This is a genomic window from Bacillus sp. 123MFChir2, assembly GCF_000383235.1.
Taxonomy (GTDB): domain Bacteria; phylum Bacillota; class Bacilli; order Bacillales; family Bacillaceae_G; genus Bacillus_A.
In genome coordinates this window covers 1-25,455 of the sequence record NZ_KB910952.1, presented here as the reverse complement: position 1 = coordinate 25,455, position 25,455 = coordinate 1, and the positions used below count along the sequence as shown (strand labels likewise).

At 35.5% G+C, this 25,455-nt stretch carries 20 protein-coding genes and 2 pseudogenes; 16 read left to right on the top strand and 6 right to left on the bottom strand.

Annotated elements, in window-relative coordinates:
- Position 1 precedes the first annotated feature (1 nt).
- The 5 genes from H280_RS0114915 to H280_RS0114895 all read left to right on the top strand — a co-directional run bounded on the left by H280_RS0114915 (position 2) and on the right by H280_RS0114895 (position 5,332).
- Positions 2–1,285 carry a branched-chain amino acid ABC transporter permease gene (locus tag H280_RS0114915; protein ID WP_020061938.1) on the top strand — a complete coding sequence of 428 codons (1,284 nt, stop codon included), beginning with the start codon at positions 2–4 and terminating at the stop codon, positions 1,283–1,285.
- A gap of 10 nt (positions 1,286–1,295) precedes the next feature.
- Positions 1,296–2,072, top strand: coding sequence for an ABC transporter ATP-binding protein (locus H280_RS0114910; protein WP_020061937.1), 777 nt, complete (start codon positions 1,296–1,298; stop codon positions 2,070–2,072).
- A 42-nt stretch (positions 2,073–2,114) separates the two neighbouring features.
- The gene (locus H280_RS0114905; RefSeq protein WP_020061936.1) at positions 2,115–2,816 is read left to right on the top strand and encodes an ABC transporter ATP-binding protein; all 702 of its coding nucleotides are present in this window, start codon (positions 2,115–2,117) and stop codon (positions 2,814–2,816) included.
- A gap of 141 nt (positions 2,817–2,957) precedes the next feature.
- Positions 2,958–3,986, top strand: coding sequence for an oxidoreductase (locus H280_RS0114900; protein WP_020061935.1), 1,029 nt, complete (start codon positions 2,958–2,960; stop codon positions 3,984–3,986).
- A gap of 194 nt (positions 3,987–4,180) precedes the next feature.
- Entirely contained in the window at positions 4,181–5,332 is a 1,152-nt protein-coding gene (locus tag H280_RS0114895; RefSeq protein WP_051094778.1) for a branched-chain amino acid ABC transporter substrate-binding protein, read from the top strand.
- 27 nt (positions 5,333–5,359) lie between these two features.
- Here the strand turns inward: H280_RS0114895 and H280_RS0114890 are convergent, their stop codons facing one another.
- Positions 5,360–5,950: a TetR/AcrR family transcriptional regulator gene (locus tag H280_RS0114890; RefSeq protein ID WP_020061933.1), complete on the bottom strand. Its 591-nt coding sequence runs from the start codon at positions 5,948–5,950 to the stop codon at positions 5,360–5,362.
- Between the two features lie 163 nt (positions 5,951–6,113).
- Here H280_RS0114890 and H280_RS0114885 point away from each other — a divergent pair.
- The 6 genes and pseudogenes from H280_RS0114885 to H280_RS0114855 all read left to right on the top strand — a co-directional run bounded on the left by H280_RS0114885 (position 6,114) and on the right by H280_RS0114855 (position 15,112).
- Positions 6,114–7,008, top strand: a pseudogene (locus H280_RS0114885) (ABC transporter ATP-binding protein).
- Complete coding sequence (locus tag H280_RS0114880) at positions 7,001–7,807, top strand: ABC transporter permease subunit (protein WP_020061931.1); 807 nt, start codon at positions 7,001–7,003, stop codon at positions 7,805–7,807. The pseudogene H280_RS0114885 and the gene H280_RS0114880 overlap by 8 nt, the downstream one beginning before the upstream one ends.
- A 557-nt stretch (positions 7,808–8,364) precedes the next feature.
- Positions 8,365–10,077 carry a peptide ABC transporter substrate-binding protein gene (locus H280_RS0114870; protein WP_028411248.1) on the top strand — a complete coding sequence of 571 codons (1,713 nt, stop codon included), beginning with the start codon at positions 8,365–8,367 and terminating at the stop codon, positions 10,075–10,077.
- A 306-nt stretch (positions 10,078–10,383) separates the two neighbouring features.
- Positions 10,384–12,090, top strand: a complete 1,707-nt coding sequence (locus tag H280_RS0114865) for a peptide ABC transporter substrate-binding protein (RefSeq protein WP_020061928.1) — start codon at positions 10,384–10,386, stop codon at positions 12,088–12,090.
- Between the two features lie 296 nt (positions 12,091–12,386).
- On the top strand, positions 12,387–14,096 hold the full coding sequence (locus H280_RS0114860; RefSeq protein ID WP_020061927.1) for a peptide ABC transporter substrate-binding protein: 1,710 nt from the start codon (positions 12,387–12,389) through the stop codon (positions 14,094–14,096).
- Positions 14,097–14,392: 296 nt separating this feature from the next.
- Positions 14,393–15,112, top strand: coding sequence for a class I SAM-dependent methyltransferase (locus H280_RS0114855; RefSeq protein WP_020061926.1), 720 nt, complete (start codon positions 14,393–14,395; stop codon positions 15,110–15,112).
- A gap of 27 nt (positions 15,113–15,139) precedes the next feature.
- Here H280_RS0114855 and H280_RS0114850 read toward each other — a convergent pair whose 3' ends face one another.
- Positions 15,140–15,448 (bottom strand): hypothetical protein, encoded by a 309-nt coding sequence (locus tag H280_RS0114850; RefSeq protein ID WP_020061925.1) that lies wholly within the window; start codon positions 15,446–15,448, stop codon positions 15,140–15,142.
- A gap of 165 nt (positions 15,449–15,613) precedes the next feature.
- Here H280_RS0114850 and H280_RS0114845 point away from each other — a divergent pair, with 165 nt between their 5' ends.
- From H280_RS0114845 to H280_RS0114830, 4 genes are all read left to right on the top strand, one after another.
- Complete coding sequence (locus tag H280_RS0114845) at positions 15,614–15,949, top strand: hypothetical protein (protein WP_020061924.1); 336 nt, start codon at positions 15,614–15,616, stop codon at positions 15,947–15,949.
- A 486-nt stretch (positions 15,950–16,435) separates the two neighbouring features.
- Positions 16,436–18,532 (top strand): vWA domain-containing protein, encoded by a 2,097-nt coding sequence (locus tag H280_RS0114840; protein ID WP_020061923.1) that lies wholly within the window; start codon positions 16,436–16,438, stop codon positions 18,530–18,532.
- 17 nt (positions 18,533–18,549) lie between these two features.
- On the top strand, positions 18,550–21,912 hold the full coding sequence (locus tag H280_RS0114835) for a tubulin-like doman-containing protein (protein WP_020061922.1): 3,363 nt from the start codon (positions 18,550–18,552) through the stop codon (positions 21,910–21,912).
- A gap of 56 nt (positions 21,913–21,968) precedes the next feature.
- A complete protein-coding gene (locus H280_RS0114830) occupies positions 21,969–22,106 on the top strand; it encodes a hypothetical protein (RefSeq protein ID WP_020061921.1) in 138 nt (45 codons plus the stop codon).
- Positions 22,107–22,147: 41 nt separating this feature from the next.
- Here the strand turns inward: H280_RS0114830 and H280_RS25805 are convergent, their stop codons facing one another.
- Together H280_RS25805 and H280_RS0114820 are read right to left on the bottom strand one after the other, a co-directional pair.
- Positions 22,148–22,291 carry a hypothetical protein gene (locus H280_RS25805; protein WP_020061920.1) on the bottom strand — a complete coding sequence of 48 codons (144 nt, stop codon included), beginning with the start codon at positions 22,289–22,291 and terminating at the stop codon, positions 22,148–22,150.
- Positions 22,292–22,767: 476 nt separating this feature from the next.
- The gene (locus H280_RS0114820) at positions 22,768–23,259 is read right to left on the bottom strand and encodes a CarD family transcriptional regulator (protein WP_020061919.1); all 492 of its coding nucleotides are present in this window, start codon (positions 23,257–23,259) and stop codon (positions 22,768–22,770) included.
- A 173-nt stretch (positions 23,260–23,432) separates the two neighbouring features.
- Between H280_RS0114820 and H280_RS25800 the strand changes: the two are divergent.
- Positions 23,433–23,507 (top strand): annotated as a pseudogene (locus H280_RS25800) (IS21-like element ISCbo2 family helper ATPase IstB); the annotation flags it as partial.
- Positions 23,508–23,603: 96 nt separating this feature from the next.
- Here the strand turns inward: H280_RS25800 and H280_RS0114815 are convergent.
- Both H280_RS0114815 and H280_RS0114810 read right to left on the bottom strand, forming a co-directional pair.
- Positions 23,604–24,935, bottom strand: coding sequence for an ISL3 family transposase (locus H280_RS0114815; protein ID WP_269208750.1), 1,332 nt, complete (start codon positions 24,933–24,935; stop codon positions 23,604–23,606).
- Positions 24,931–25,350, bottom strand: coding sequence for a transposase family protein (locus H280_RS0114810; RefSeq protein WP_231401778.1), 420 nt, complete (start codon positions 25,348–25,350; stop codon positions 24,931–24,933). The genes H280_RS0114815 and H280_RS0114810 overlap by 5 nt, the downstream gene beginning before the upstream one ends.
- Positions 25,351–25,455: the final 105 nt, after the last annotated feature.

The window sequence follows — 25,455 nt, the reverse complement described above, 5'->3', positions numbered from 1 at the left end:
AATGACAAAATGGTTAGAAATGATAAGGGAAAATACGAAGTTGCAACTTATACTGTTAGTCCTTTATGTGGGTATAACTGCTGCAAGTTTATATTTTGCACAAAAATCAGTAACAGCATTTCTACTATTACTATTGTCTCTTTTATTGTTATATTACACGAATTTACACAGTAAATGGAAATGGTTAATAGGATTGTTTGTGTTAATTATATTGCTTCCATTCACAGCAAGCGGTGGGCCGGCCTTTCAGTCTTATATGGAAGTAGCAACATTAGTTGGAATTTATATTGCAATGGCGCTAGGGTTAAATATCGTTGTCGGCTTTGCTGGATTGCTAGATTTAGGATTTGTTGCTTTTTTTGCAATTGGAGCTTACACATACGGTATTTTTGCAACAGCGCAAGCAAATAACTTTATGCCATTTGGTCATTACCCATTGTCAGGAGAAAGTTTTTGGATTTTCATTTTACTAGGCGGTTTTATTGCGGCAGTGTTTGGGGTCTTACTAGGCATACCAGTGTTGCGTGTGAAAGGTGATTATTTAGCGATTGTGACACTTGGATTTGGAGAGATTATCCGTATTATTTTTAATAATTTAGATAAACCAGTCAATATTACGAACGGTGCAATGGGTTTATCTTCTGTAAAACCACCTTCTTTATTCGGGTTTACATTTTTGCAATCGAGTCAAGTGTATTACATTGTGCTTTGTATTTTACTACTCGTAATCTTTATTGTAAAACGATTAGAGTTTTCGAAAATAGGCCGCTCGTGGAAGGCAGTTCGTGAAAATGAAATTGCAGCTCAAGCAATGGGAATTCCGCTTGTGAAAACAAAGCTGCTAGCCTTTGCAATCGGTGCCTCATTTTCTGGAATGATGGGTGTTGTCTTTGCCGCAAAACAAACTTTTGTCGATCCAACAAGTTTTACATTACTAGAATCGATTACCATTCTTGTTATGGTATTGCTTGGTGGTATGGGGAGTGTGCCAGGGGTTATTTTAGGAGCAGCTGTTATGACAATTTTAAATTTACAGGTACTTACTGAATTAACAAACTGGTTAAACCAATTAAACTTAAGTGGAACGATTGCGATTCCGGATGCACTTTCTCCAGCTAAAATGCAACGCTTCATCTTTGGCGGAATTTTAATTTTATTTGCTTTATATCGACCACAAGGACTCATACCTGCAAAAAATCGGAAATTTAATGAAGAGCAGTTGAAAAAAAGTGGGATAAAACAAAGCGAATCGCAAACACAAAAAGAGAATGTATTTGGAGCCTAGGGGTGAGAATATGACGATTTTAACAGTTCGAAATATTACAAAGCGATTTGGCGGACTTGTTGCAGTGAAAAGTGTTGATATGAAAGTAAAAAAAGGGTCGATTACAGCTGTAATTGGACCGAACGGAGCAGGGAAAACGACGTTTTTTAATATGGTAACAGGTGTATATAAGCCAGATGAAGGTGACATTCTCCTTGGGGAAGAAAGGATAACTGCTTTCAAGCCACATAATATTTCAAAGCATGGTATTGCTCGTACGTTTCAAAATATTCGTCTTTTTCACAATATGACGGTACTTGAAAATGTAATGGTAGGACTTCACAATCATTTAAAAAGTAATCTGTTGGGGATTTTGTTACATTTGCCAGGGGTAACGAGAGAAGAAGAACGAGCACAGCAAAAAGCATATGGGCTTCTAGAATATGTTGGTTTAGCGCACTTATTAAATGAAGAAGCGCAAAATTTATCGTACGGGGCACAGCGTCGCCTTGAAATTGCTAGAGCGCTTGCGACGAAACCGCAAGTATTACTATTGGATGAGCCAGCAGCTGGAATGAATCCAAAAGAAACGAAAGAATTAACAGCTCTTATTTACCGTATGCGTGAAGAACTGGACATTACAATCGTATTAATTGAACATGATATGAAACTTGTCATGGAGATTTCTGAGCATATCATTGTATTAGATCACGGTGAAAAAATTGCAGAAGGAAGCCCGGAAGATATTCGTAACAATCCAAAAGTTATTGAAGCGTATTTAGGGAAAAGTGCCGTGTTAGAGAAGTAATTTAGAATAAAGTGAAAAAAGATAAACAAGGAGGGGAGTATTTTGCTAGAGCTTACAAATATAAATGCGTATTATGGTGGTATTCACGCGTTAAAAGGAATTAATATTTCTGTAGGAAAAGGTGAAATTGTAACGCTTATTGGATGCAATGGCGCTGGAAAATCAACAACATTAAAGTCGATTAGTGGCCTTGTTATACCGAAGTCAGGAGAAATTTCGTTTGAGGGTAAACAGATTACGAAACAATCTCCGCACGTAACAGCCTTATCCGGAATTGCTCATGTACCAGAGGGAAGACGTATTTTTTCACGCCTAACAGTAAAAGAGAATTTGGAGATGGGAGCATTTTCAGTAAAGGATAAGAGAATAGTGAAGGAACGGATGGAGCGTACTTTTCACTACTTTCCAAAGTTAAAAGAACGGCTAGAACAAAAGGGCGGTACGATGAGTGGTGGTGAACAGCAAATGCTTGCGATTGGACGTGCGCTTATGAGCGGGCCTCATTTACTTATGTTAGATGAGCCTTCAATGGGACTTGCGCCAATTATTGTTGAGCAAATCTTTGAAATTATTTCAGAGCTAAATAAAGAAGGAATGACGATTCTACTTGTTGAACAAAATGCGTATCAAGCGTTGCAAATTGCACATCGTGGCTATGTGATTCAGACGGGGGAAATTAAAATGGTAGGAGAAGGAAAATCATTGATGCATAATGAATTTGTGAAAGAAGCGTATTTAGCATAATATGGGGGCTACCCTAAGTAGGGTGGCTTTTTTGCATGTTCATCTATGTTGCCATTATAAAAAGCAAAACATTATGTAGAAAAAAGATAAGTTGATATAATAAAAATTCATTATAGTCTATATATAATTTGGAGGGGTTTTATGAACAAAATAGGTGTTGGGGTTGTAGGTTACGGATTTTCTAGTACAACCTTCCATATTCCGCTGCTGCAAACAATCGAAGACTACGAAATTCGTACGATTGTATCTTCACAAGAAGAGAAAGTAAAAGCATCATTTCCACATGTAGAAGTTGTGACAACAATCGATGAGCTTGTTATGCAAGAAAATATTGATCTTATCATCATTACATCTCCTAACACAACGCACTTTGAATATTCAAAAAAGGCAATGTTGCATGGTAAACATGTTGTCGTTGAAAAACCTTTTGTTGTTTCTGTTGAAGAAGGAGAAGAATTGATAGAATTAGCGAAGCAGCATGGTGTTGTGTTAAGTGTGTATCATAATCGCCGCTTTGATAACGATTTCAGAACAATTTATAAACTGTTACAAGATAATAAAATTGGTAAAGTTTATACATATGAAGCTCATTTTGACAGATTTCGTCCGCATGTTCGCGATCGTTGGCGAGAACACAAATTGCCAGGCTCAGGAATACTGTTTGATTTAGGTTCACATCTTATAGATCAAGCGTTACATTTGTTTGGGATGCCGGAAGCGGTTTATGCAGATGTTGTCAATCAACGTCCAGGAGCGCAAATAGATGATTATTTTCATATTATTCTTTATTATGAAGAAATGCGTGTTATTCTTCATAGTGGTAGTCACGTTAAATTTGCAGGACCACATTTTAGCATTCACGGTGAGAAAGGATCGATTGTTAAATATGGAATGGATTCTCAAGAAGAACAGCTAAAGGCAGGAAAGAAACCTGGTGATGAAGGATATGGAGGAGATGCTATGCCTATGTATGCTGTTCTTTCTACAGAGGAACAAGAGATTCGTGTTCCAACAGAAATAGGATGTTATGAGAACTATTATAAAGGTGTCCGAGATGCAATAATGAAACAAGAAGTGCCGCCTGTTACAGCAGAGGAAGCTCTAAATGTAATTCGTGTTATTACAGCTTGCTTACAAAGTAGTCAGCATGGAATTATAGTGAAATGGTAGAGTCGGTGTATACACTGACTCTTTTTGAATGTTAGCATATCATGTCGGAATTATACGAGAAAACACTAACGATTTTTATTGTACTACCTTTATGTATAGATTAATATTTTAAATATTAAAAATATTACAAAATTAGGGGGAGTACTGTGAAGAAAAAAATATCTCTTTTGTTATCAGGGGTTTTATTAGCGGGAATGATGGCAGGGTGTACGGGTAAAGGAAATGATAATTCAGCCTCTACGAAAAATGAAGCAAGGACAAGTAAAGTAATTAAAATTGCTTCTGAATCCCCACTTTCTGGTGGATCAGCTGCGTTTGGAGAATCTATTAAGCTTGGAACGCAGCTTGCAGTAGAGAAACAAAAAGAAGAATTTAAAAAACTAGGTTTTGAATTACAATTTGTACCGCAAGATGATCAAGGTGACCCGAAAAAAGGGGTTGCAAATGCTCAGTCTGTCGCGGCTGATAAAGACGTATTAGGCGTTGTCGGGCATTTAATGTCAGGTGTATCAATTGCCGCTTCAGAAACGTATGAGAAAGCAAATCTTGTTATGGTATCACCATCAAGTACGGCAGTTGAATTAACAGAACGTGGATTAAAGACTGTTTCACGCCTTGTTGCAAGAGATGATTTCCAAGGTCCGGCGGCAGCGAAATATGCGCTTGAAACAATAAAGTCAAAAAATATTTTTGTAATTCAAGATAAAACCGCATATGGTACAGGGTTAGCCGACGCATTTAAAAAAGAAGCAGAAAAGCTAGGCGCAAAAATAGTCGGTTATGAAGGGATTACAGTTGGTGAGAAAGATTTTAGTGGCGTGTTAAACCAAGTTGTCGCGAAAAAGCCAGACCTTGTGTATTTTGGTGGTATGTATTCAGAAGGATCCGTTTTAGTAAAACAAGCGCGTGAAAAAGGGGTTGCAGCACCAATTTTGGGTGGTGACGGTATCGATTCTCCAATAATGGGAGAAGTTGCAAAAGATGGATTAAAGGATACGTATTATACAACAGTAGCGACAGCGCCAACAGTAACAGAGAAAGGAAAAGCATTTGTAACAGAATATAAAGAGAAATTTAAAAAAGATGTGGAAGCATACTCTGCATACGGATATGATTCAGCTGGTGTTATTTTACAAGGAATAAAAGATGCTATTAAGAAAAATGACGGTAAGTATCCAACACGTGAACAAGTGCGCGATGCCGTTCGTGCTATAAAAGAATACGATGGCGTAATTACGAAAGTAGCCTTCGACGATAAAGGTGATAACAAATTTGCTAAAGTTTACATCTATAAGTACGAAGGTGCGAAATATCCAGGAAAGCAAGAAGGAGAAGTAAGTAAATAATGGGAAAACCCGGCCGAGGCCGGGTTTTTAGTTTGGATTAGAAAGTCCATAGAAAAACATTGTGAGGATTTTTTTAGTTTGTTGTTCACGATCTTCACCGATTAAGTGTGTAACGAATTGATCACTCATTTTAGAAAACATATTGATATATAACAAAATCATATCTTTTGAAAGATGTGGATTAATTTCTTCTTTTTGCTGTGCCTCTTCAATAAAGCGAAGAAAAAGGGGAAGCGCTTTTTCATTTTGATATGTAAATAGAAAATTACGCAATTCTTCATCTGTTTGCATCGCTTGTTCAATCATTTCAGGGTGTAAACGTTGTATACTTTGTAATTTTCGAGTCATAATGCGCTGCATTTTCTCTTGAAAAGATAAGTCGCTCGTTAACAGTTCTTCATAATAATGGACCTCTTGAATTGTAAACTCTTGAATGAGTTCGTGAAATAAAGCATCTTTGCTCCCAAAATGATTATATATTGTAACTTGTGAAACTTTAGCTTGCTTTGCAATAGCTTCTATTTTTACATCTTTATACCCATGTTTAGAAAATAACTCTAAGGCAGCGGCTTTAATGGCTTGTTTTTTCTTTTTTTTTACCTTTTCGAAACCGTTCATATTAAATCACCTCTACTCAAATATACAAGATATTAAGAATAGAAACAACAATTTTGAAATATAGGCTTTATTTAATTTCAAAAAATATTGATTCCTTTGCAATGGAGGGGTATAATAATTTTGAAATATGATATATTAAATATTTCAAAAAAGGGGTGATTTTATGTTAATTGTTCAAAATGTAACGAAACAATTTTCAAACGGAAAAGGTTTATTCGATGTTTCATTTCAAGTAAAAGAAGGAGAAGTATTTGGTTATTTAGGCCCCAATGGAGCTGGAAAATCAACAACAATTCGTAATTTAATGGGTTTTATACAACCTACTTCTGGAACAGCGACGATTTTTGGACTTGATTGTTGGAAAGACGCAGCAAAAATTCAAAGAAGTGTTGGTTACTTACCAGGAGAGATTTCTTTTATTGAAGGAATGAACGGACTGGAATTTTTACAACTTATGCAAGGGATGCGTGGGATGAAGAATAACGGCCGCCGTGATGAATTAATTGAACGCTTTCAGTTTGATGTGAAAACACCTATTCGAAAAATGTCTAAAGGAATGAAACAAAAGGTAGGGATTGTAGCAGCCTTTATGCATGATCCTGATGTACTCATTTTAGATGAACCGACTTCAGGTTTAGATCCGCTCATGCAGCAGTTATTTGTAGATCTTATTTTAGAAGAAAAACAAAAAGGGAAAACCATTTTCATGTCTTCCCATATTTTTACAGAAATTGAACGAACTTGTGACCGAGTGGGGATTATTAAAGAAGGACGATTATTAACGGTTGAAAATATTCATGATTTGCGAGCGAAACAAAGGCAAGTGATTGACGTAACAGTATCTTCGCACAAAGATTTGCAATCATTAAAGAAAACATCGCTGCAAATTGAGAGTGTACAAGGGAATACAGCTTCTATTATTGTACAAGGAAATTATAATGAGCTTCTTCAAACATTAGCGCAGCACGATATAATTGGTTTTCAGGTGAGAACAATGGATTTAGAAAATATCTTTATGCATTATTATGATGCGGAAGGAGAAGATCGATTATGAGTAAAGCGCTATTTGTTGCAAGTTTAAAAGCAAATGCAAAAATGATTTTGAACTATTCTGTTGGCTCTGTTCTTTATTTATGGTTACTCATCTGGATCTTTCCATCGCTTTCATCAGCAAAGGGAATAGAGGAAATCATGAAAGCGATGCCGAAAGGGGTTTTAAAAGCAGTAGGGTTTGAAAAAGGGTTTAACCAATTGAGTGATTTTTTAGCTGGAGAATATTATGGGTTAATCTTTGTTTTGCTATTAATAGTATATAGTATTTTAGCAACGACACAACTCGTTGCTCATCTAGTTGATAGAGGTTCGATGGCTTATTTATTATCGACATCTGTTTCACGTACAAAGGTAATTTCGACACAGGCATCCGTCTTAATCATCGGCTTATTTACAATCGTTATCGCTACTTATCTTGGCGGTTTAGCAGGGGCAGAGTGGCTAATTGAAAAAGTATCTCTTGATAAAGTACTATTTTTAAAACTTAATTTTCTAGGTGGACTCGTATTTCTTGTTATTTGTGCCTATTCATTTCTCTTTTCCTGTTTACTGAATGATGAAAAGAAAGCGTTAAGTATTTCTACAGGTATAACAGTATTATTTTATGGATTAGATATGCTAGGGAAATTGAGTGAGAAATTAGAATGGATGAGAAATCTATCTATATTTAATTTGTATCGCCCGCAAGAAATTGTGGATGGAACGTATAACATATGGCCGGCAAGCATTGGGTTACTTGCAGCGTCTTGTATTCTTTTTCTAGTGGCTGTTATGTTGTTTAAGAGAAGAGACTTACCTTTATAAAGATGCAATATAAATATTATATAAAATACAAACAACCTTATTTCACTATTCAATTGAGATAAGGTTGTTTTTTGTTGTAATAACGGCTTTATGATTGAAATAGTAATTTACGATGTCTTTCAGCAACTTATATAAATACAAATTGAAAAATGATATAAAAACCAATTTTTTAGAGGAGGAGACGAGAGCAACTGGCCCTGAGGGACTGACTATGTATAGTAGCGGTCAGAGCCTTTTTCTGCTGCATGCAAAGCTCAAACAAAGGGAGAAAACGAGTGCAGAATCTTTTTTTCTGCATAGCAGCAATCTGTATGTCGAAAAATTAAAATGGATTCATATAAATAATTGTTCCATACAAGTTTAACAAATTAGTAATAAACAAAAGAGTTATAGCATTCATATAGTGAAGGGGCTATTTTATTGGTTCATTTTATAGAATGATTATTATACTGTAATGGAATATTTTTGAATTTATGAAAAATAACTTTACAGAACAAAGAAATAGAGCAGAAAATTCCTCGTAGTTAGTATCGTACATAACAATTAGGGAGGGTACAATAATGAAAAAAAAGATGAAAAAAATTACAGCTGTAGTAGCACCAGTATTAGCGGTGAGCGTGGCGCTAACAGCATGTTCTGGGACAGGGGACAAAAAAGAAAGTACAGATCCGAAAAAGGAAGACAAACAAACAGAAGGTAAGTTAGCGGCAAAACAAGTGTTAAACTTAGTAGAAACACAAGAAATTCCATCAATGGATTCTTCTAAAGCAACGGACGCAGTGTCTTTCCTTACACTAAACAATGTAATGGAAGGGTTATATCGTCTTGATAAAGATAATAAGCCGATTCCAGGTATCGCAGAATCATATAAAAAGAGCGATGATGGTAAAAAATATACATTTAAACTTCGTAAAGATGCAAAATGGTCAAATGGAGATCCTGTAATAGCAAAAGACTTCGTTTTTGCATGGCAACGTTTGTTAGATCCAAAAATGGCTGCTGAATATGCATTCATTATGTATGATGTGAAAAATGCACAGGCAATTAACGAAGGCAAACAACCAGCAGATTCTTTAGGTGTAAAAGCTGTTGATGACTATACATTAGAGGTGGAATTAGACAATCCAGTTCCATACTTCATTCAATTAACAACATTTGGATCTTTCTATCCGTTAAATGAAAAAGTTGTAAAAGAAAAAGGTGATAGATACGGTTTAGAAGCAGACACGTTAGTGTACAATGGTCCATTCGCAATGACAGAATGGAAACATGAACAAGGATGGAAGCTGAAGAAAAATGATCAATATTGGGATAAGAAAACAGTTAAGTTAGAAGAAATTAATTTCAGTGTCGTAAAAGAATTATCAACTAGCGTTAACTTATACGAAAGTGGTCAAATGGATCGCATAGGTTTAAGTGCTGAATATGTAGATAAATTTAAATCGAGAAAAGATGAATTTGGAACTTATGTAGAGGCATCTACGTTCTTCTTACGCTTAAATCAAAAACGAATGAAAGAACAAGATACACCTTTAAAAAATAAAAAGCTTCGTCAAGCGATTGCAAAAGGGTTTGATAAGAAAGCGTTGGCAAGTGTAATTTTAAATAACGGTTCTATACCAGCAGATTATCTTGTACCAACTGAATTTGTAAAAGGTCCGGATGATAAAGACTTCCGTAAAGTGAACGGTGATGTAAAATCTGTAGCATTTGATACGAAGGAAGCAAAAAAGCTTTGGGAAGAAGCACAAAAAGAATTAGGAAAGAATGAAATTACTCTAGAATTATTAAACTTTGATAACGACAATTCGAAAAAACTTGGTGAGTACTTAAAAGAGCAGTTAGAGAAAAACTTACCAGGCTTAAAAATCAACTTGAAAAATCAACCGTTTAAACAAAAATTAAAATTAGAAACAGCACAAGACTTCGATATTTCTTTCGGTGGTTGGGGTCCTGATTATGCAGATCCGATGACATATATTGATATGTTCGAAACGACAAACTCTCATAATCAAATGAGTTTTTCAAATAAGGAGTATGATGAGATTGTTAAAAAGGGTAAAACAGATTTATTAACTCAACCGAAAATTCGTTGGGCACAACTTGCAAAGGCAGAGAAAATATTACTTGATGAAGCTGCAATTGCACCAATTTACCAACGTGGAGCTTCCTTCATACAACGTCCAACTGTACACAATATTTACAAGCATAATGTTGGGGGAGATTTCAGCTACAAATGGGCATATATCACTGAAAAAGACAGTAAATAATCATTTAAAAAGAGAATACGATATCGTATTCTCTTTTCGCTGTACACATTTGGAAGAGTGATTAATATATAAGCGGTACTACACGAAATGGAAGTTTCACTTTATTTCGTAGAATGATTATAAAGATTACTGTAATAATATAATTTTTAGATTTTTTAGATTTTTTAGATAATATAACTTTACAAAATAGAAAAAAACGGTAGAATGTTAATTAATAGGAATTTTCTGATAACTATTTAGAAACATAAAGCTATTAAAAATTTTTTCATAGTTACTATCTTACATATAAATTAGGGAGGGTACAAAATGAAAAAAAAGATGAAAAGAATTACAGCTGTAGTAGCACCAGTATTAGCAATGAGTGTGGCACTAACAGCATGTTCTGGGGCAGGGGACAAAAAAGCAAGCACAGAGCCAAAAAATGGAGACAAACAACCAGAAGGTAAGTTAGCAGCAAAACAAGTGTTAAACTTAGTAGAAGCAAATGAAATCCCTTCAATGGATGTTTCAAAATCAACCGATACAGTTTCTTCCCTTATTTTAGGGAATACGATGGAAGGGTTATATCGTCTTGATAAAGATAATAAGCCGATTCCAGGTATCGCAGAATCTTATAAAAAGAGCGATGATGGTAAAAAATATACATTTAAACTTCGTAAAGATGCAAAATGGTCAAATGGAGATCCTGTAACGGCAAAAGACTTTGTCTTTGCATGGCAGCGTCTTCTAAATCCGAAAACAGCAGCTGAATATGCATTCATTATGTATGATATAAAAAACGCAAAAGCAATTAATGAAAGCAAAGCAGCAGTTGATTCTTTAGGTGCAAAAGCAGTAGATGATTATACATTAGAAGTAGAATTAGATAACCCTGTTCCGTATTTCCTTGGCTTAACAGCATTTACGTCTTTCTTACCGTTAAATGAAAAAGTTGTAAAAGAACATGGAGATAAATACGGTTTAGAAGCTGATAAGATGGTGTATAATGGACCATTTAAAATGAAAGAATGGAAGCATGAACAAGGCTGGAAATTACAGAAGAATGATCAGTATTGGGATAAAGCGACAGTTAAGTTGGATGAAATTAATTGGAGCGTTGTAAAAGAACAATCTACTCGTGTGAACTTGTATGAAAGTGGTCAACTTGATCGCGTTAATTTAACGTCTGAATATGTTGATAAGTTTAAAGCAAATAAAGATGAATTTGGAACACTGCTAGAACCGTCAACATTCTTCATACGTTTAAACCAAAAACGTAATGGTCAAGATACAGTATTTAAGAATAAGAAAGCTCGTCAAGCAATTGCACTAGCATTTGATAAAAAAGCGTTAGCAAATGTTATTTTAAATGATGGTTCTAAACCAGTAGACGCCCTTATTCCAGAAAAGTTTGCTGTGGGACCAGGTGAAAAAGATTACCGTGAAACATTTAAATCTACAGGCATCAAAACGGATGTAAAGAAAGCGAAACAGCTTTGGGACGAAGCGAAAAAAGAATTGGGTAAAGAAGAAGTAACAGTTGAATTCTTAAACTATGATGACGATAATGCAAAGAAAGTTGGTGAGTATTTAAAAGAGCAGTTTGAGAAGAACTTACCAGGTTTAAAAATTAGTATAAAGCTTCAGCCGTTTAAGCAAAAGTTAAAATTAGAAACAGCACAAGATTATGATCTAACTTATGCGGGCTGGAACCCAGATTATGCCGATCCAATGACATTCTTAGATATGTTCCAAACAGGAAATCCGCAAAACGAGATGAGCTATTCAAATGCGAAATATGATGAGATCATTAAGAAATCACAAGGTGAATGGCTAACAGATCAGAAAAAGCGTTGGGAAGAAATGGCGAAAGCAGAAAAAATCTTACTTGAGGATGAAACAGCACTTGTACCAATGTATCAACGAGGAAGATCATTCTTACAACGTCCAACTGTACACAATATTTATAAGCACAATGTTGGTTCACAATTCAGCTACAAATGGGCATATATCACTGAAAAAGAAGGTAAATAATTATGAGAAAAGAGGATGCGTATCGTATCCTCTTTTCTTTATGCACATTTGGAAGAGTGATTAATATATAAGCGGTACTACATGAAATGGAAGTTTCACTTTATTTCATAGAATGTTTATAAATATTAGTGTAAAAAAATAATTTTTTGATTTTTTTAATAATAGCACTTTACAAAATTTAAAAAAACAGTAGAATATTAATTAATAGAAATTTTCTGATAACTATATAGAAATATGGAGTTATCAGAAAATTCCTCATAGTTAGTATCATGCATGAAAATTAGGGAGGGTACAAAATGAAAAAGATGAAAAAAATTACAGCTGTAGTGGCACCAGTATTAGCGATGAGCGTGGCACTAACAGCATGTTCTGGGGCAGGGGACAAAAAAGCAAGTACAGATTCGAAAAATGGTGACAAAAAAACAGAGGGTAAGTTAGCAGACAAGCAAGTGTTAAATTTACTAGAAAATCAAGAAATTCCGTCTATGGATTCTTCTAAATCGACGGATCAAGTTTCGTTTATTGTGTTAAACAACGTAATGGAAGGTTTATACCGCCTTGATAAAGATAATAAGCCAATTCCAGGTGTTGCAGAGTCACATAAAAAGAGCGACGATGGAAAAAAATATACATTCACACTTCGTAAAAACGCAAAATGGTCAAACGGTGACCCTGTAACAGCAAAAGATTTCGTTTTTGCATGGAAACGTTTGTTAGATCCAAAAACGGCTGCTGAATATGCATTCATTATGTATGATGTGAAAAATGCACAGGCAATTAATGAAGGAAAAGCACCGGCTGACTCGCTAGGAGCAAAAGCGATTGATGATTATACATTGGAGGTAGAGTTAGAAAATCCGATTCCATATTTTATTCAGTTAACATCATTTGCTTCATTCTATCCATTAAATGAGAAAGTTGTAAAAGAAAAAGGCGATAAATATGCCTTAGAAGCTGACAACTTAGTATACAACGGACCATTCTCTTTAGCTGAATGGAAGCATGAGCAAGGATGGAAATATAAGAAAAATGATCAATATTGGGATAAGCAAACTGTCAAGCTAGAAGAAATTAATGTTAGCGTAGTTAAGGAGCTATCTACTCGCGTTAACTTATATGAAAGTGGCCAAGCTGATCGTGTTGTGTTAGCTGCGGAATATGTTGACAAATATAAACCAAACAAAGAGGAGTTCAAAACAGAGTTAGATCCATCAACATTCTTCTTGCGCCTAAATCAAAAACGTGGCGGTCAGGATACACCATTGAAAAATACGAAGCTTCGTCAAGCAATTGCAAAAGGAATTGAGAAAAAGGCATTAGTGAACGTTATCTTAAATGACGGCTCTAAGGCAGCGGACTTCCTTGTGCCAGCAGAGCTCGCAACTGGTCCAGATAAAAAAGATTTCCGTGATACATTCGGCGGTTCTATTAAAGACGTAACATATAATCCAAAAGAAGCGAAAAAGCTTTGGGAAGAAGCGAAGAAAGAATTAGGTAAAGAAGAAGTTACACTTGAATTGTTAAACTATGATACTGATAATGCGAAGAAAATCGGTGAGTACTTAAAAGAACAATTAGAGAAAAACTTACCAGGATTAAAAGTTAACTTGAAAAGCCAACCATTTAAACAAAAATTAAAGTTAGAAACAGAGCAAGATTATGATTTCTCTTACGGTGGTTGGGGACCAGACTATCCAGATCCAATGACATTTATTGATCTGTTCGAAACAACAAATTCTCATAACCAAATGGGTTATTCAAATAAAGAGTATGATGAAATCGTGAAAAAAGGTAAAAAAGAACTGTTAGTTGATGTGAAAACTCGTTGGGAACAGTTTGGAAAAGCTGAGAAAATCTTACTTAAAGATGCGGCAATTGCACCGTTATATCAACGTGGTAACTCTTTCTTAGTACGTCCGTACGTACATGACATCGCTTCTCACACTTTTGGTGGTGATTTCAGCTATAAATGGGCATATATCACTGAAAAAGACAACAAAAAATAAGAATCAGTCAAAAAGAGGATATAATACAGCGGTCTTCGGAAAAATCCTCATAGTATAAAAAGTGGTAGCTTTCTCGATCTATATGAGGAAGCTACCACTTTTTTATGTATAAATGGTTGTACTCCTTCAAGATGGTAGCATGAATAATTTTTGAAACAACAATTTCTTAACCATATTTCTTTGTGCACATTTTGACATGTGATGAATACATATGCAGTACTACAACAAAGTGAAACTTTTATCAATATGTTATCTGTTTCATTCCATTGCTAAGTATAAGATAGAAGGAGATACTTATGAAACAATATACTTATTTAGATTTCCTTGCAGCATTTGGTATTGGAAGTGCACATCCAGGAGGTTTTACATTAACAAAGCAGTTATTAGCACAGCTTTCATTAGGACCATATACAAAGTTATTGGAAATTGGGTGTGGAACGGGCAGGACAGCCTCTTATATTGTGAAACAATATGGGGCAGTGGTAAGTGCAGTTGAAATGAATGAAACGATGGTTCAAAAAGCAAGAAAGAGATGGAATCAAGATGGAGTAAATATTGAACTCATAAAAGGAAGTGTAGAAGCACTACCGTTTCACGATGAAGTGTTTCATATTGTATTAGGAGAGTCTGTGCTCGCTTTTACAAATAAGAAGAAGGCGATAAATGAATGTTATCGTGTCTTACAACGCGGCGGGGTGCTGCTTGTTATTGAATTGGTAATTGAGCAACCTCTATCAGTATATGAGGAAGCTCAGATTATAGCCTTATATGGAATGGAACGATTATTAACAGAGCAGGAATGGATCTCACTCTTTCAAGAGGCGCAATTTACATCAGTACGTGTGCTTGGAGGCGGAACGATTGCTGAAACAATCTCTTCACACGTAGAACAACCAGAGTGGGATATATCGGATGTTATCCCACAAGATTTGTATGAGGCGTGGACCTCGCATGAACAAATATCACAGCAATATAAGCATAGATTAGGACATCGAATTTTTATTTGTCAAAAATGAAGAAGCCAACGATATGTTGGCTTTTCTTTATATGAAAAATAAAGCAGCTAACGCAATACCGAAAATAAATCCAAAAGCGAGTTCAACAGCGCCAAATCCGCCAAATCCAAACCCACAATTATCGCATTCTCCTAAACCACCGCAAACATCACACCCACCGCCACCATGATAGCCAAAGCCATAGTCAAATCGTTTTTGATGAACTGGTTCAATCCATACTGATTTATCCGATACATCGATAATTCTTCCAATATGAGTATTGCCGTTATAGTCTTCAATACGTACAACTCGTCCGTGATATCGTCGACATGTGTAATAATGTTGATGAGAACTCATAAAATTTCTCCCCTTTCTCTTTCCAATATTACGATATGAGAAAGGGACAAGAGCGGCTTGTACGTTTGTCTACTCCTTCATAATTACGATGAAAAACGGGAAGGATAGTTTCTAGTAAAGAAAAATCCGATTTCCTGTTAGGTGGAATAAAAAGGAGAGAAAAAAATGGATCGTTCAGATACGTTTCAAACGTATGAAATGTCATGGGATGAATTAATAGATGCACTGCGAAAAGAGATGGAGCGTCAAGTTGGAGCGGATATTATTGATAGTATTGTTTGTGATTTAAAGGATGGATTTGAAGTGTATACATATATACAGGGAGATCTTGCATTTGAGTATAAAGAAGCACTCGAACGAAAGTATGGAACGGATAGCAAAATTCCTAACCTATTAACCATCTTATTGTTATCGACTATTTATAATACGAAAGAAAGCAATATTCGCCTTCATGCTGATCGAAAAGAAAATCCAGTTGTAGAAGTATATGTGAAACAATAAGAGTGCTTATAGATGGCACTCTTATTGTTGTTATAAGAAATAGAAAATTACGAAATAGTTGAGCGGATGAAACGAGTACGATTGCGTAAGCTCGGAATAAAAATTGGAAGATATAATGTTGGAAAATGGAATGCAATCACGGATGCAGCGCTAAGTGATAGACAACCACATCGCATAGCGAAGCGAGCGACTTTTGGACTGGCAAAGGCACAGGTTCTTACGGAGCACATGGTAGCGGGGATATCGTCATTTCTTTTTCAACAGCACATCGCACTTTTCATCTGCCGGCCACGGAAACAGTGCACTATCATTTTTTACGTGAAGACGGGACGGAAATTTCTCATTTGTTCGCGATGTCTTCTCAATAATCAGTTTACATAATAATATTATAATCTTATTTGTTTTTCAAAATACAAGTCATATCTTGTATTTCTTCTCATAAGTTTAAACATAGGAATTTGTCTACAAAGGTGGCGAAGCTTCAACATGTATACTCGAATCATAGCCACATCCATTTTGTTCTTGCTACTCGTATGTATGACCCCTTTTTCTAGTTTGGCGAAAGGAGAAGAAGAAAGGCAGCGCGTTGTTTCACTTGTGTATGATGATTCTGGAAGTATGCGTAATAACGATCGATGGAAATATACCAATTATGCACTGCAAAGCTTGATTGCATTGTTAGATGAAAAGGATACGTTTTCTTATGTGCCAATGAGTCATCCAGCAGAGGAGATATCAGTTTCTTTAGGGAATAGTAAGCGACAAGGAGAGATTAACAAGATTCAAACTTGGAATGAGCAAGCGAATACTCCTTTTCAATCGGTGGAAACGGCAATTCAATCGATGAAGAGGGAGGTTCAGGTAAATGCCAATCGAGAATTTTGGCTTATTGTTTTAACAGACGGGGCTTTTAATGAGCTAGAAAAGCAAGATGAAAGTGAGAAAAAGCGAATTTCCGAAACGTTAAGTAAGTTTAAAAAAGAAATGGAAGCAAAAAAAGTTTCTTTACATGCGGTATTAATTACGATGGAAGAAAATTTAGGAACGCAAGAGCAAACGCAAATGAACATCTTTAAAGAGATTTGGAAACAACAAACGAAGGGAATCGTGTTACCTACAAGCGGAGAAGATGGTGTTATTCATAGTGTGAACCAAGCGGCTGCATTCATTGCGAATCGTGATCCATTTTCATCAGTAGAAGAAGCGGTAAAAACAAATATTGTAGAAAACAAAATTGAAATTACAACACCATTTCCATTAAAACGGATTACGCTTGTTGATCAATCTTCTCAGAAAGTGCCGTATCGTATTCAAAATATAAAAGGGTCACTCCAGTTACAATCAAAATTTTCAATTCAAGCGCCGGCCGGAATGGGACTATATGGCGGTATTACACAAATAATGTCTAAAAATAATGCTGTAATCGAACCTGGTGCCTATATAGTAGATATTGATCAAGTAGTTGCAAAGGAAAATATGAAAGTTCTTGTCGAACCCGCATTAGATTATACGATTTCTACTTATGAAAAAGAGAAAAAAAAGAAAACAGAACAATTCTATGAAGGTCAAACAGTAATTATTGAAGCAAAACCAACAAATGTACCAGTAGATGCTTCGTATTTTACCGCTCAAATAGAAATAAACGGTCAAATGTATACGATGAAATGGAATGGAGAGCGAAAAGTCTTCTACTATGAAACAAAGATAGAAAAGGAATCGATACGTGGAAATGTACACATGAATATTAAAGGGTTTTATCGCCAAACAAAAGAATTTTATATTCAATCTGTACCTAAACCAAAACTATCATTACAAGTTGTGACAACGAATTATACAGAAAAGGTAACAAATTTAAAGGAAAGCGCACCATTTATCATACAACCGCTATTGAATGATAAAGCAATGTCAGAAGCAGAAGTAAAGGAATTATTGAAAACAGCTACTGTTTCATTTCATAAATCTATCAACTATGAGATAAAGCAACATAGAAACCAACTGTACGTCTATCCTCGTCCTTATTACTCCAACACATTTAATTTTACAGATACCGGCACCGTAGAAGCTACCATCACATTACGAGATTCACAATTACAAAAAGTGAGTAAACAATTTTCACTTTCTATTAGCGATGTCCCTTTTTTCGAGCGTTATGCGATCATTTTTCAGTTTGTTCTACCGTTTAGTATCATCTTACTCATAGTTGCAATTCTTATTATTGGATGGATGGTTCGTCCGCGTTTTCATAGGAAGGCGCTTATATATTATGAATGGGACCAATCGATTGCGGAAGATTGGTTATACAAATCTGAACCAGAACCACTGCGGACAAAATGGTGGAATCATTATTTTGGTATTCCATTTCGAGCAGAACGGAAAACGGTACAGTCCGTTACATTTGTTGCAAAAAAAGCTTCAAAATCTATATTTGTGACGAAAGATTCGCAAGTATCAGGTATGGTGATTGATGGTATGTTTTTAACAGATGAAGAAGCAGGACATGAACATAAAACGTTATATCCGAACGAAATGCTTGTTATTGATCGCGGTTATGGAAAAGAAATATATAAGTACGAATGTGAATAAATAGGAAGGTGATTCACATGGATTTTCAAGTGCCAACAATTTTAATTGGACTAGGAGGAATTGGGAGCACAATTACGCATGATATTTACCGAAAGCTTCCGCTAGAGCGGCGCAAAAAAGTAGCGATGCACGTCTTTGATACAGATATTAATACGTTAAGCCATTTTCAGCATATACGTAAATTTGTGACGCAAACGAGTTCTAGTAAAACACCGCGCGAATATATAGCAGAAGACCCAACAATCCCAGACTGGTTTCCGATTGATCCAACGATACTAGATAAACCGTTAACAGAAGGTGCAGGTCAGCTTCGAGTTATTTCTCGCTTAGCACTTCGCGCAGCAATGAAAGAAGATAAATTAACATCGTTTTGGCAGGAAATTGAGAAAATTTTTCCGGTCACTAGTGATAAAACAGAGTACGGTGTACGGGTTATTATTATTACATCATTAGCTGGTGGTACAGGTTCGGGGATGTTTTTGCAAATTGCTCTTTATTTACGAGAAATGCTTCGAAAAAAGTTACAACATCACAACATTTTAATTCGCGGGGCTTTCTTGCTTCCTGACGCTCTCGTAAAGACGCGCACAATAAGCGGGAAAGAGTTTGAAGCAGTGCAAGCAAACGGCTACGCATCATTAAAAGAATTACACGCCATTACATTAGGATCAACAGGAGAATTATCACGCCGCGGGGGCGTTACAATTGAGTTAGAATACAGGCCTGATCAAGTAGATGAAGATGGTCGTACAAATCATACAATAATGCAACACCACTTACCATATAATTATTGCTTTTTATATGATTATGAAAATTTACATGGCCACCATTTAAATAGCTTGTCTGACTATATGGAACAAATGACAAATACGATTTATTTGCAACTATTTAGTCCAATGTCAACGAGTCATTTCGCGCAGGAAGATAATCAAATTCAGCAACTTGCTGATTCAAATGGTAAAGCGCGATATTGCGGAGCGGGAGTCGCGAAACTTATTTATCCGTATGAAAACGTGCTTCGTTATTGTGCTTTGAAATGGGCGGTGCAAGGGCTAGATGAATCATGGCTTCATTTAGATCGACTCTTTTTAGAAAAGAAAAGTCGATATGAGCAAGACGTTCACCGCGGTATGCAACGTGAAAAACCAGAGCGAGGGAAGAGCTTCTTAGAGGATTTAGAACATTTAGCGACTCGTCCAGAACAAGCGCATGTGTTTTATAAACAGATGTACTATGAAGCGCGTGAAGGGGCAGAAGGTGGAAAAATCGGTATATCAAAGGCAAAATTGTTTCTCGAGTCGGTAGAAAGTTATGTGCAGCGTACAGTACAAAAAGATGAAGAGTTAAATCGTTTGCAGCGTGAGTGTAAAATTTCGGCTGCAAAGTTGAAAATTGCGGAGCAAATGAAAGGAGAAGTAGCACGAGTTGATCATGCGGTACGGTTATATGCGTATGCAATCCCAAGCCGTGTACATGAGCATGTCACAACATTAGTTTATGACATAATTGAAGCAGATCGTTTTACGCCAAGTGGTTCCGAAGGACAGTCCTATCAGTTAAATACATGGTTTTTGAAGAAAACTGATCCTGTACACCCTGTTGCTGCAAGGTATATGTTATATGAAATTCGTAAATTGTTAACTGAGAAAATGAACCGTTTGCACGAAAATAATGAGCAAAAGCGGAATCTTATTCAAAATTATGATAAAAAGTTTAATGTGAGTAATATTGAAGGAACGGTAACAGCTGTTCGCCGTGTTGAACTCGCGCAGCAGCAAGGGTGGATAGGAAAAGTATTTCATAATGAACAGCGTATGTTTCGAAAAGAATTTCAAGATATCGCCACCCAATATGTACACAAGTTAAATGAGTATCGAAAAGAAATGCTATTAGAACTTGTGTATCAATCTTTATATCAAGCTGTAGATAAAATGATTCAATACTGGGAGCGTTTCTTTGATAATTTACAAGAAACCCGTGAAAACTTATTATTAGACATTCAAAAACGGAGTAAAGAATTTGAGGGGAAAACAAACCCCACAAATGTATACGTATTAGCAGATGAACGAATGCAAGAAGAAATATGGAACGACATTCATCACCATGTAAACAATGGTGTGTTGCCAAAAGAGATATCTGCTGAAATTTATATGAGTTTATATCGAGAGTATTGCCGAGAAGCAGGGGCGGAGGAAGGGCAATCTCGAAAAGTAGAGGATTTTTATCGAAAACACATTTTAACGTATTGTGAAAAGGAGCTGCAAGAACGGTACAGAGATAAGCTAGAATTAAATATTATTGAAGCGCTTCGAAAAGAAGCTACTATTCAAAGACGAGATATGACAGAGTATGTCAGTGAAAAAATAGAAGATTTATTGCATCTTGCAAGTCCATTTATACCGAAAGTTGCACATCATCGTGAATTGCAATATTGGGGTATTCATCCATTTGTTCAGCAAGAATTAAATGAAGAAGCGCTCCAAGAAATGTTTCAAGAAAAAGAAACCGTTGATAAAGCTTTTTCGCCGTATGAAATTGTATGTTACCGTGCCCATTACGGCTTATCCCTACAAGATTTTCCGAAATTGTCGTTCGGGCATATTGTAAATGGATATGTAAACGAGAAGGGAGACTACTTTCAAGCGTATTATCGCCGCGTAAATAAATTAAACATTCGTAAATCAAATTTAACGCCTCATCTCGATAAATATTGGCATTTGCCAGCGTTTATGCCAGATTTAAATGCAACGCAAACGAAGTTAGATTATGAGAAGTGTAATCGCGCTTTATTATATGCATATATATATCGTTGGTTTAGCCTTGCTGCGGTAGATGGTCAGTTCGTTTACCAATATAACGGAGTGGGCCGGAGTTCTCTTATTCAATCGATGGGGAAAAATGTAACGAATGAAGGGTATAAATTACACCGTGCCCTGCTTCATAATCCATTTATATATGAAAATATCATTTCTCGTTTTGAGGAAGAACAGGAAAAAGCACTGCAGTATGGAGGGCATTTGTATACACATTCATTTGTACTAGGTGCGCAAGATATAAGGTGGCTTCGAAAAGAACATGTTCATAATATTTTAGACATAATCCTGATGTATGATAAGGAAGCGAAATATGACCCAACGTTAGAAGAAACTTCTGATGAGTTATTGCGATTACTTGTGGATGAAATAGAACAGTATTTTAAAGCTTATTACGGGACTGGTGCAGAATTAGCAGCTAAAAAAGAGGCAGCTTTATTTGTAAAGCAACTGTGGAATCGCTCATACGCAAAAGAATTTGTAGATCCAAACAGTGCACCATATAAGAAATGGTTACATCTTCTTAATATTCAAATAGAAGAGGAAGATACAAAAACGAATGTTTAAGGAAAGATAGGGAATCCTTAACTTTGGAATGTATTATTTTGAAAAGAGGGATTCTCATGCCGTTTCTTGGGAGTGTGTACCAAGTGTTTGGATTGTATGCAGAAATTTATCATGCAATGGTTTGTATGGAGAATAAAGATACTCAATCTATTGATGACATTAGTAAAGATGAAACTGAGACTGTAGATGAATAATAAAGAACATGCAGGTTTATCTGCATGTTCTTTGCGTTTTCTTATAGTTTTACAACATTTTTAGATTGGATCGCTGTTAACTTGTTTGCATGCAATTTGTTGTTAACATTACTACCGATTGATGCTTTCATGCATTCAAATCCTTTTTCACTTTTAAACCATTGTACTGTCCTGGTTGTTTTCATATAAACAACCTTTAAAATATTACTAAAGGTGTGTCTCTTATTTATATAAACCAAGTAAATATAAGCATATATTTAAAATTGTTATCGTTTTTACGTTAAAACGGAAGATAAGAACAGTAAATGTTCATTATCGTTTTTGAAACCTCAAAACAACGAAAGCCCTACCTCTCTTTCGTCCTTACGGCTCCGATGACCGCGCCAGTATGAATCGGGATATCCAAAAACAATGATTGGATAAATGAACCTCATCGTATACTTAGAAGTATGGGAATAAAAAGTGGTGAGAATAATCCATTTAGAGGAAAAAGAATTTTTTAGAAGGTAATGTTCCTATAATCAAATCGTAATTTTAATCATAGCATATTTAGATTCATAAAGCAAAAAAAAACAAAATAGATGTTAGGCTATTTTGTCGTTTTAGGTATCTTATATAATTATAAATCCAGTTCAAAATGGTTTTAACAGAAGTTCTTTACCTAGCCGACTTTTGTATTTAATAACTCAATTGCCTGATTTTCAGTAATTCCTTTAATTAAACTCAATTCACTAATTAAAATTTTTTGTGCGTTGTCTAACATTTGCTTTTCACTTGTATTAAGTGCCCTTACTTTATTCCTGCGTATTAAGTCACGTACTACTTCAGCGCCTTCTTGGATTTCACCCGTCTTCATTTTTTCCATGTTTTGAGTATACCTTTGCTTCCATGAGAGTGAGTTATCTGATTCACCGTATTGAAAAATCAGTAGTACATTTTCTAATGTGAGCATATCAGCAATTAGTCGTATGCGTGATTGGATCATTTTTTTCATGGGAATCATTACTTCCATATTACTAATGGGTATTCTTATTACAAAATATTTTTGTTTTTCTCCTAGAATTTCTTTTTCTTCTATGCCTTCAATGACACCTGCTCCATGCATTGGATAAACAATTTTATCGCCAATTTGAAACAAATAATCCACCTCCATATATGGTAACCTTCTCAATTCTACCACATATAAGATGATAAGTAAAATTTATTATAATATCACAAAATAATTATTAGAGTCAATATATTTGGTTTGGTTTTTTTGTTTTTTATGAAAGAATATTACTGCTCCATACATTCATAGAAGCGATGGTAAACTTAATGAATTATGAAATTGATATACGTTATGAAAAACGTAGTACAATCTTAATGACCAACATTAACTTTAAAGCCTGGGATGAAGTTTTCTAGGATACAAAATTAACTAACTTTAGCGAAGAGAAAGAATAATTTTGCACAATCTTAAACAAGCGAAAGTGTACATATTTAGGGTTCTTTCCAAAGTTAGTTGAAAAGAACCGTTTTCTCATATTCTAGTAGTAAGATTTTTTTTCTCAATAAATCGAACAAGCAACGACCATACATGGTGCGCTTCACCAACTTTAATTTATTGATTTTCCCTTCGGCTAGACCATTATTGTATTCATAATCGATGGCATTTTTCACAGCTGTCAAATCTCTTTCTATTCCATTGATAAAGCTATTGAGCGGTTGAATATCTAGCGCAGTCGCTCGTTCAATCCAGCTTTGCAGTGCATCGTTCTTTTTTTGTTTCAGGATTTCCCTAAAGTCATTCACCAAGTTTATGACGGATTCGATTTTCGGATGCAACTTGTAAATTTCTTTTATTTGTTCTTCAGATAATTTGATTTTTGTTTTCTCTGAATAGAACAAAAGAGCGATAACCTCTTTTCGTTTCACGAATTCAAACTCCGTATCATGTAACAGTCGAGGGTCTTCAAATAAAGATTTTTTCAGTTTGGAAACATAATGGCGTACAGTAGAGGCAGAACCTTTGTATCCTTTTTTTCGAAGTATGGCACCAATCTGAACAGATGTATACCGATTGGTTACGTACTGTTTTATTTCTTCTGCATAGGGATCTAGCATGCTCGTTCTCGTTTGCCCTAAGCTTGCATGTACTCCTGTTGTTTCTGGATTCAAATATTTGGAGATAGTTCTGCGATCTAACCCGAGTTGACGTGCGATACTTCGCTTGGAGTTTCCTTGTTTATACAGCTCTCGTGCTTCACATATCTGTTTTTCTTTCTGCAACTTTTTGTGTTCATGAGATATTTTCATTGTGCTCATCAGATACTCTACTTGTTCGCTTAATCCTATGGATAAAATCTTTTTCACTGTTCTGATATCCATCTGTAAAGCTTTCGCTATTTGGTGAAATGTATAGCCGGTATCCATTAAGCCATTCGCTATTTTGACTTTTTTTGTGAATGGTATGTTTAGATTATTCGCGTTCATAAGGGATGCTTTCTTTGAGGTTGTCACTGGGATTTTGACATTCGTTTTTATGATGGACTTGAAAAATTCTGTACAATACTTTGTCAGATTTTGAAGCAAGTGAAAGCGATCGCTTATTTGAATAGCCTTCGGATGGGCCTCCGCAATGGAATGAGCATACGTAATAGAACCATCTCTAGAGACAATCTCCAGATTTGGAAAAGTTTTCAGCCAACTTGTCACTTCTTCACCGTTTCTAGAATGAATTAAGTCAACCACTCGATGTGTATCTAAATTTATCATAATCGTGCCATATGTATGTCTCTTTTTTAAAGCAAAATCATCGATACAGACTCTTTTTACATGGGTTTTATCAATTTCGATTGTTTTTTTTTAGTAGATTGCAAATGGTACTTTTTCCAACCTTCGCAATGCCACGGTTCAATATTTTTTCAGCTACAAGCGAACTGACATTTTGGGCGATTTTCATGATTTCTTGTTCCAAGCGAGTGGATTTTTTCGCTTTATAGGGTAAAAATAAGAATTGTTCAGCAAATGTTTTGCGATGGCATTGCGCATTATGACAGAACATTTTGCGGTTATTGATCACGTATACAACCTTCTTCCCTTGAATGGGCAAGTCATGAAACGTCCTTTCATAGCGAGAATGAACTTTGATCGAAGCCGTATTGCAGGAAGGGCATATTACTGATAACCTCTCCGAGGTAATCTGAATAAATAGTGTATCCTCTACAATTTCATGTGAAAGATATCTAAGTTTTTCATCTAACATTTTCACCACATTATCCACTTTACAGCACCATCCCTCACTTAAATAATAGGAACAGTATGGACAAATTGTTAGAATTTCAACCAACTTTGGAAAGAACCATATTTA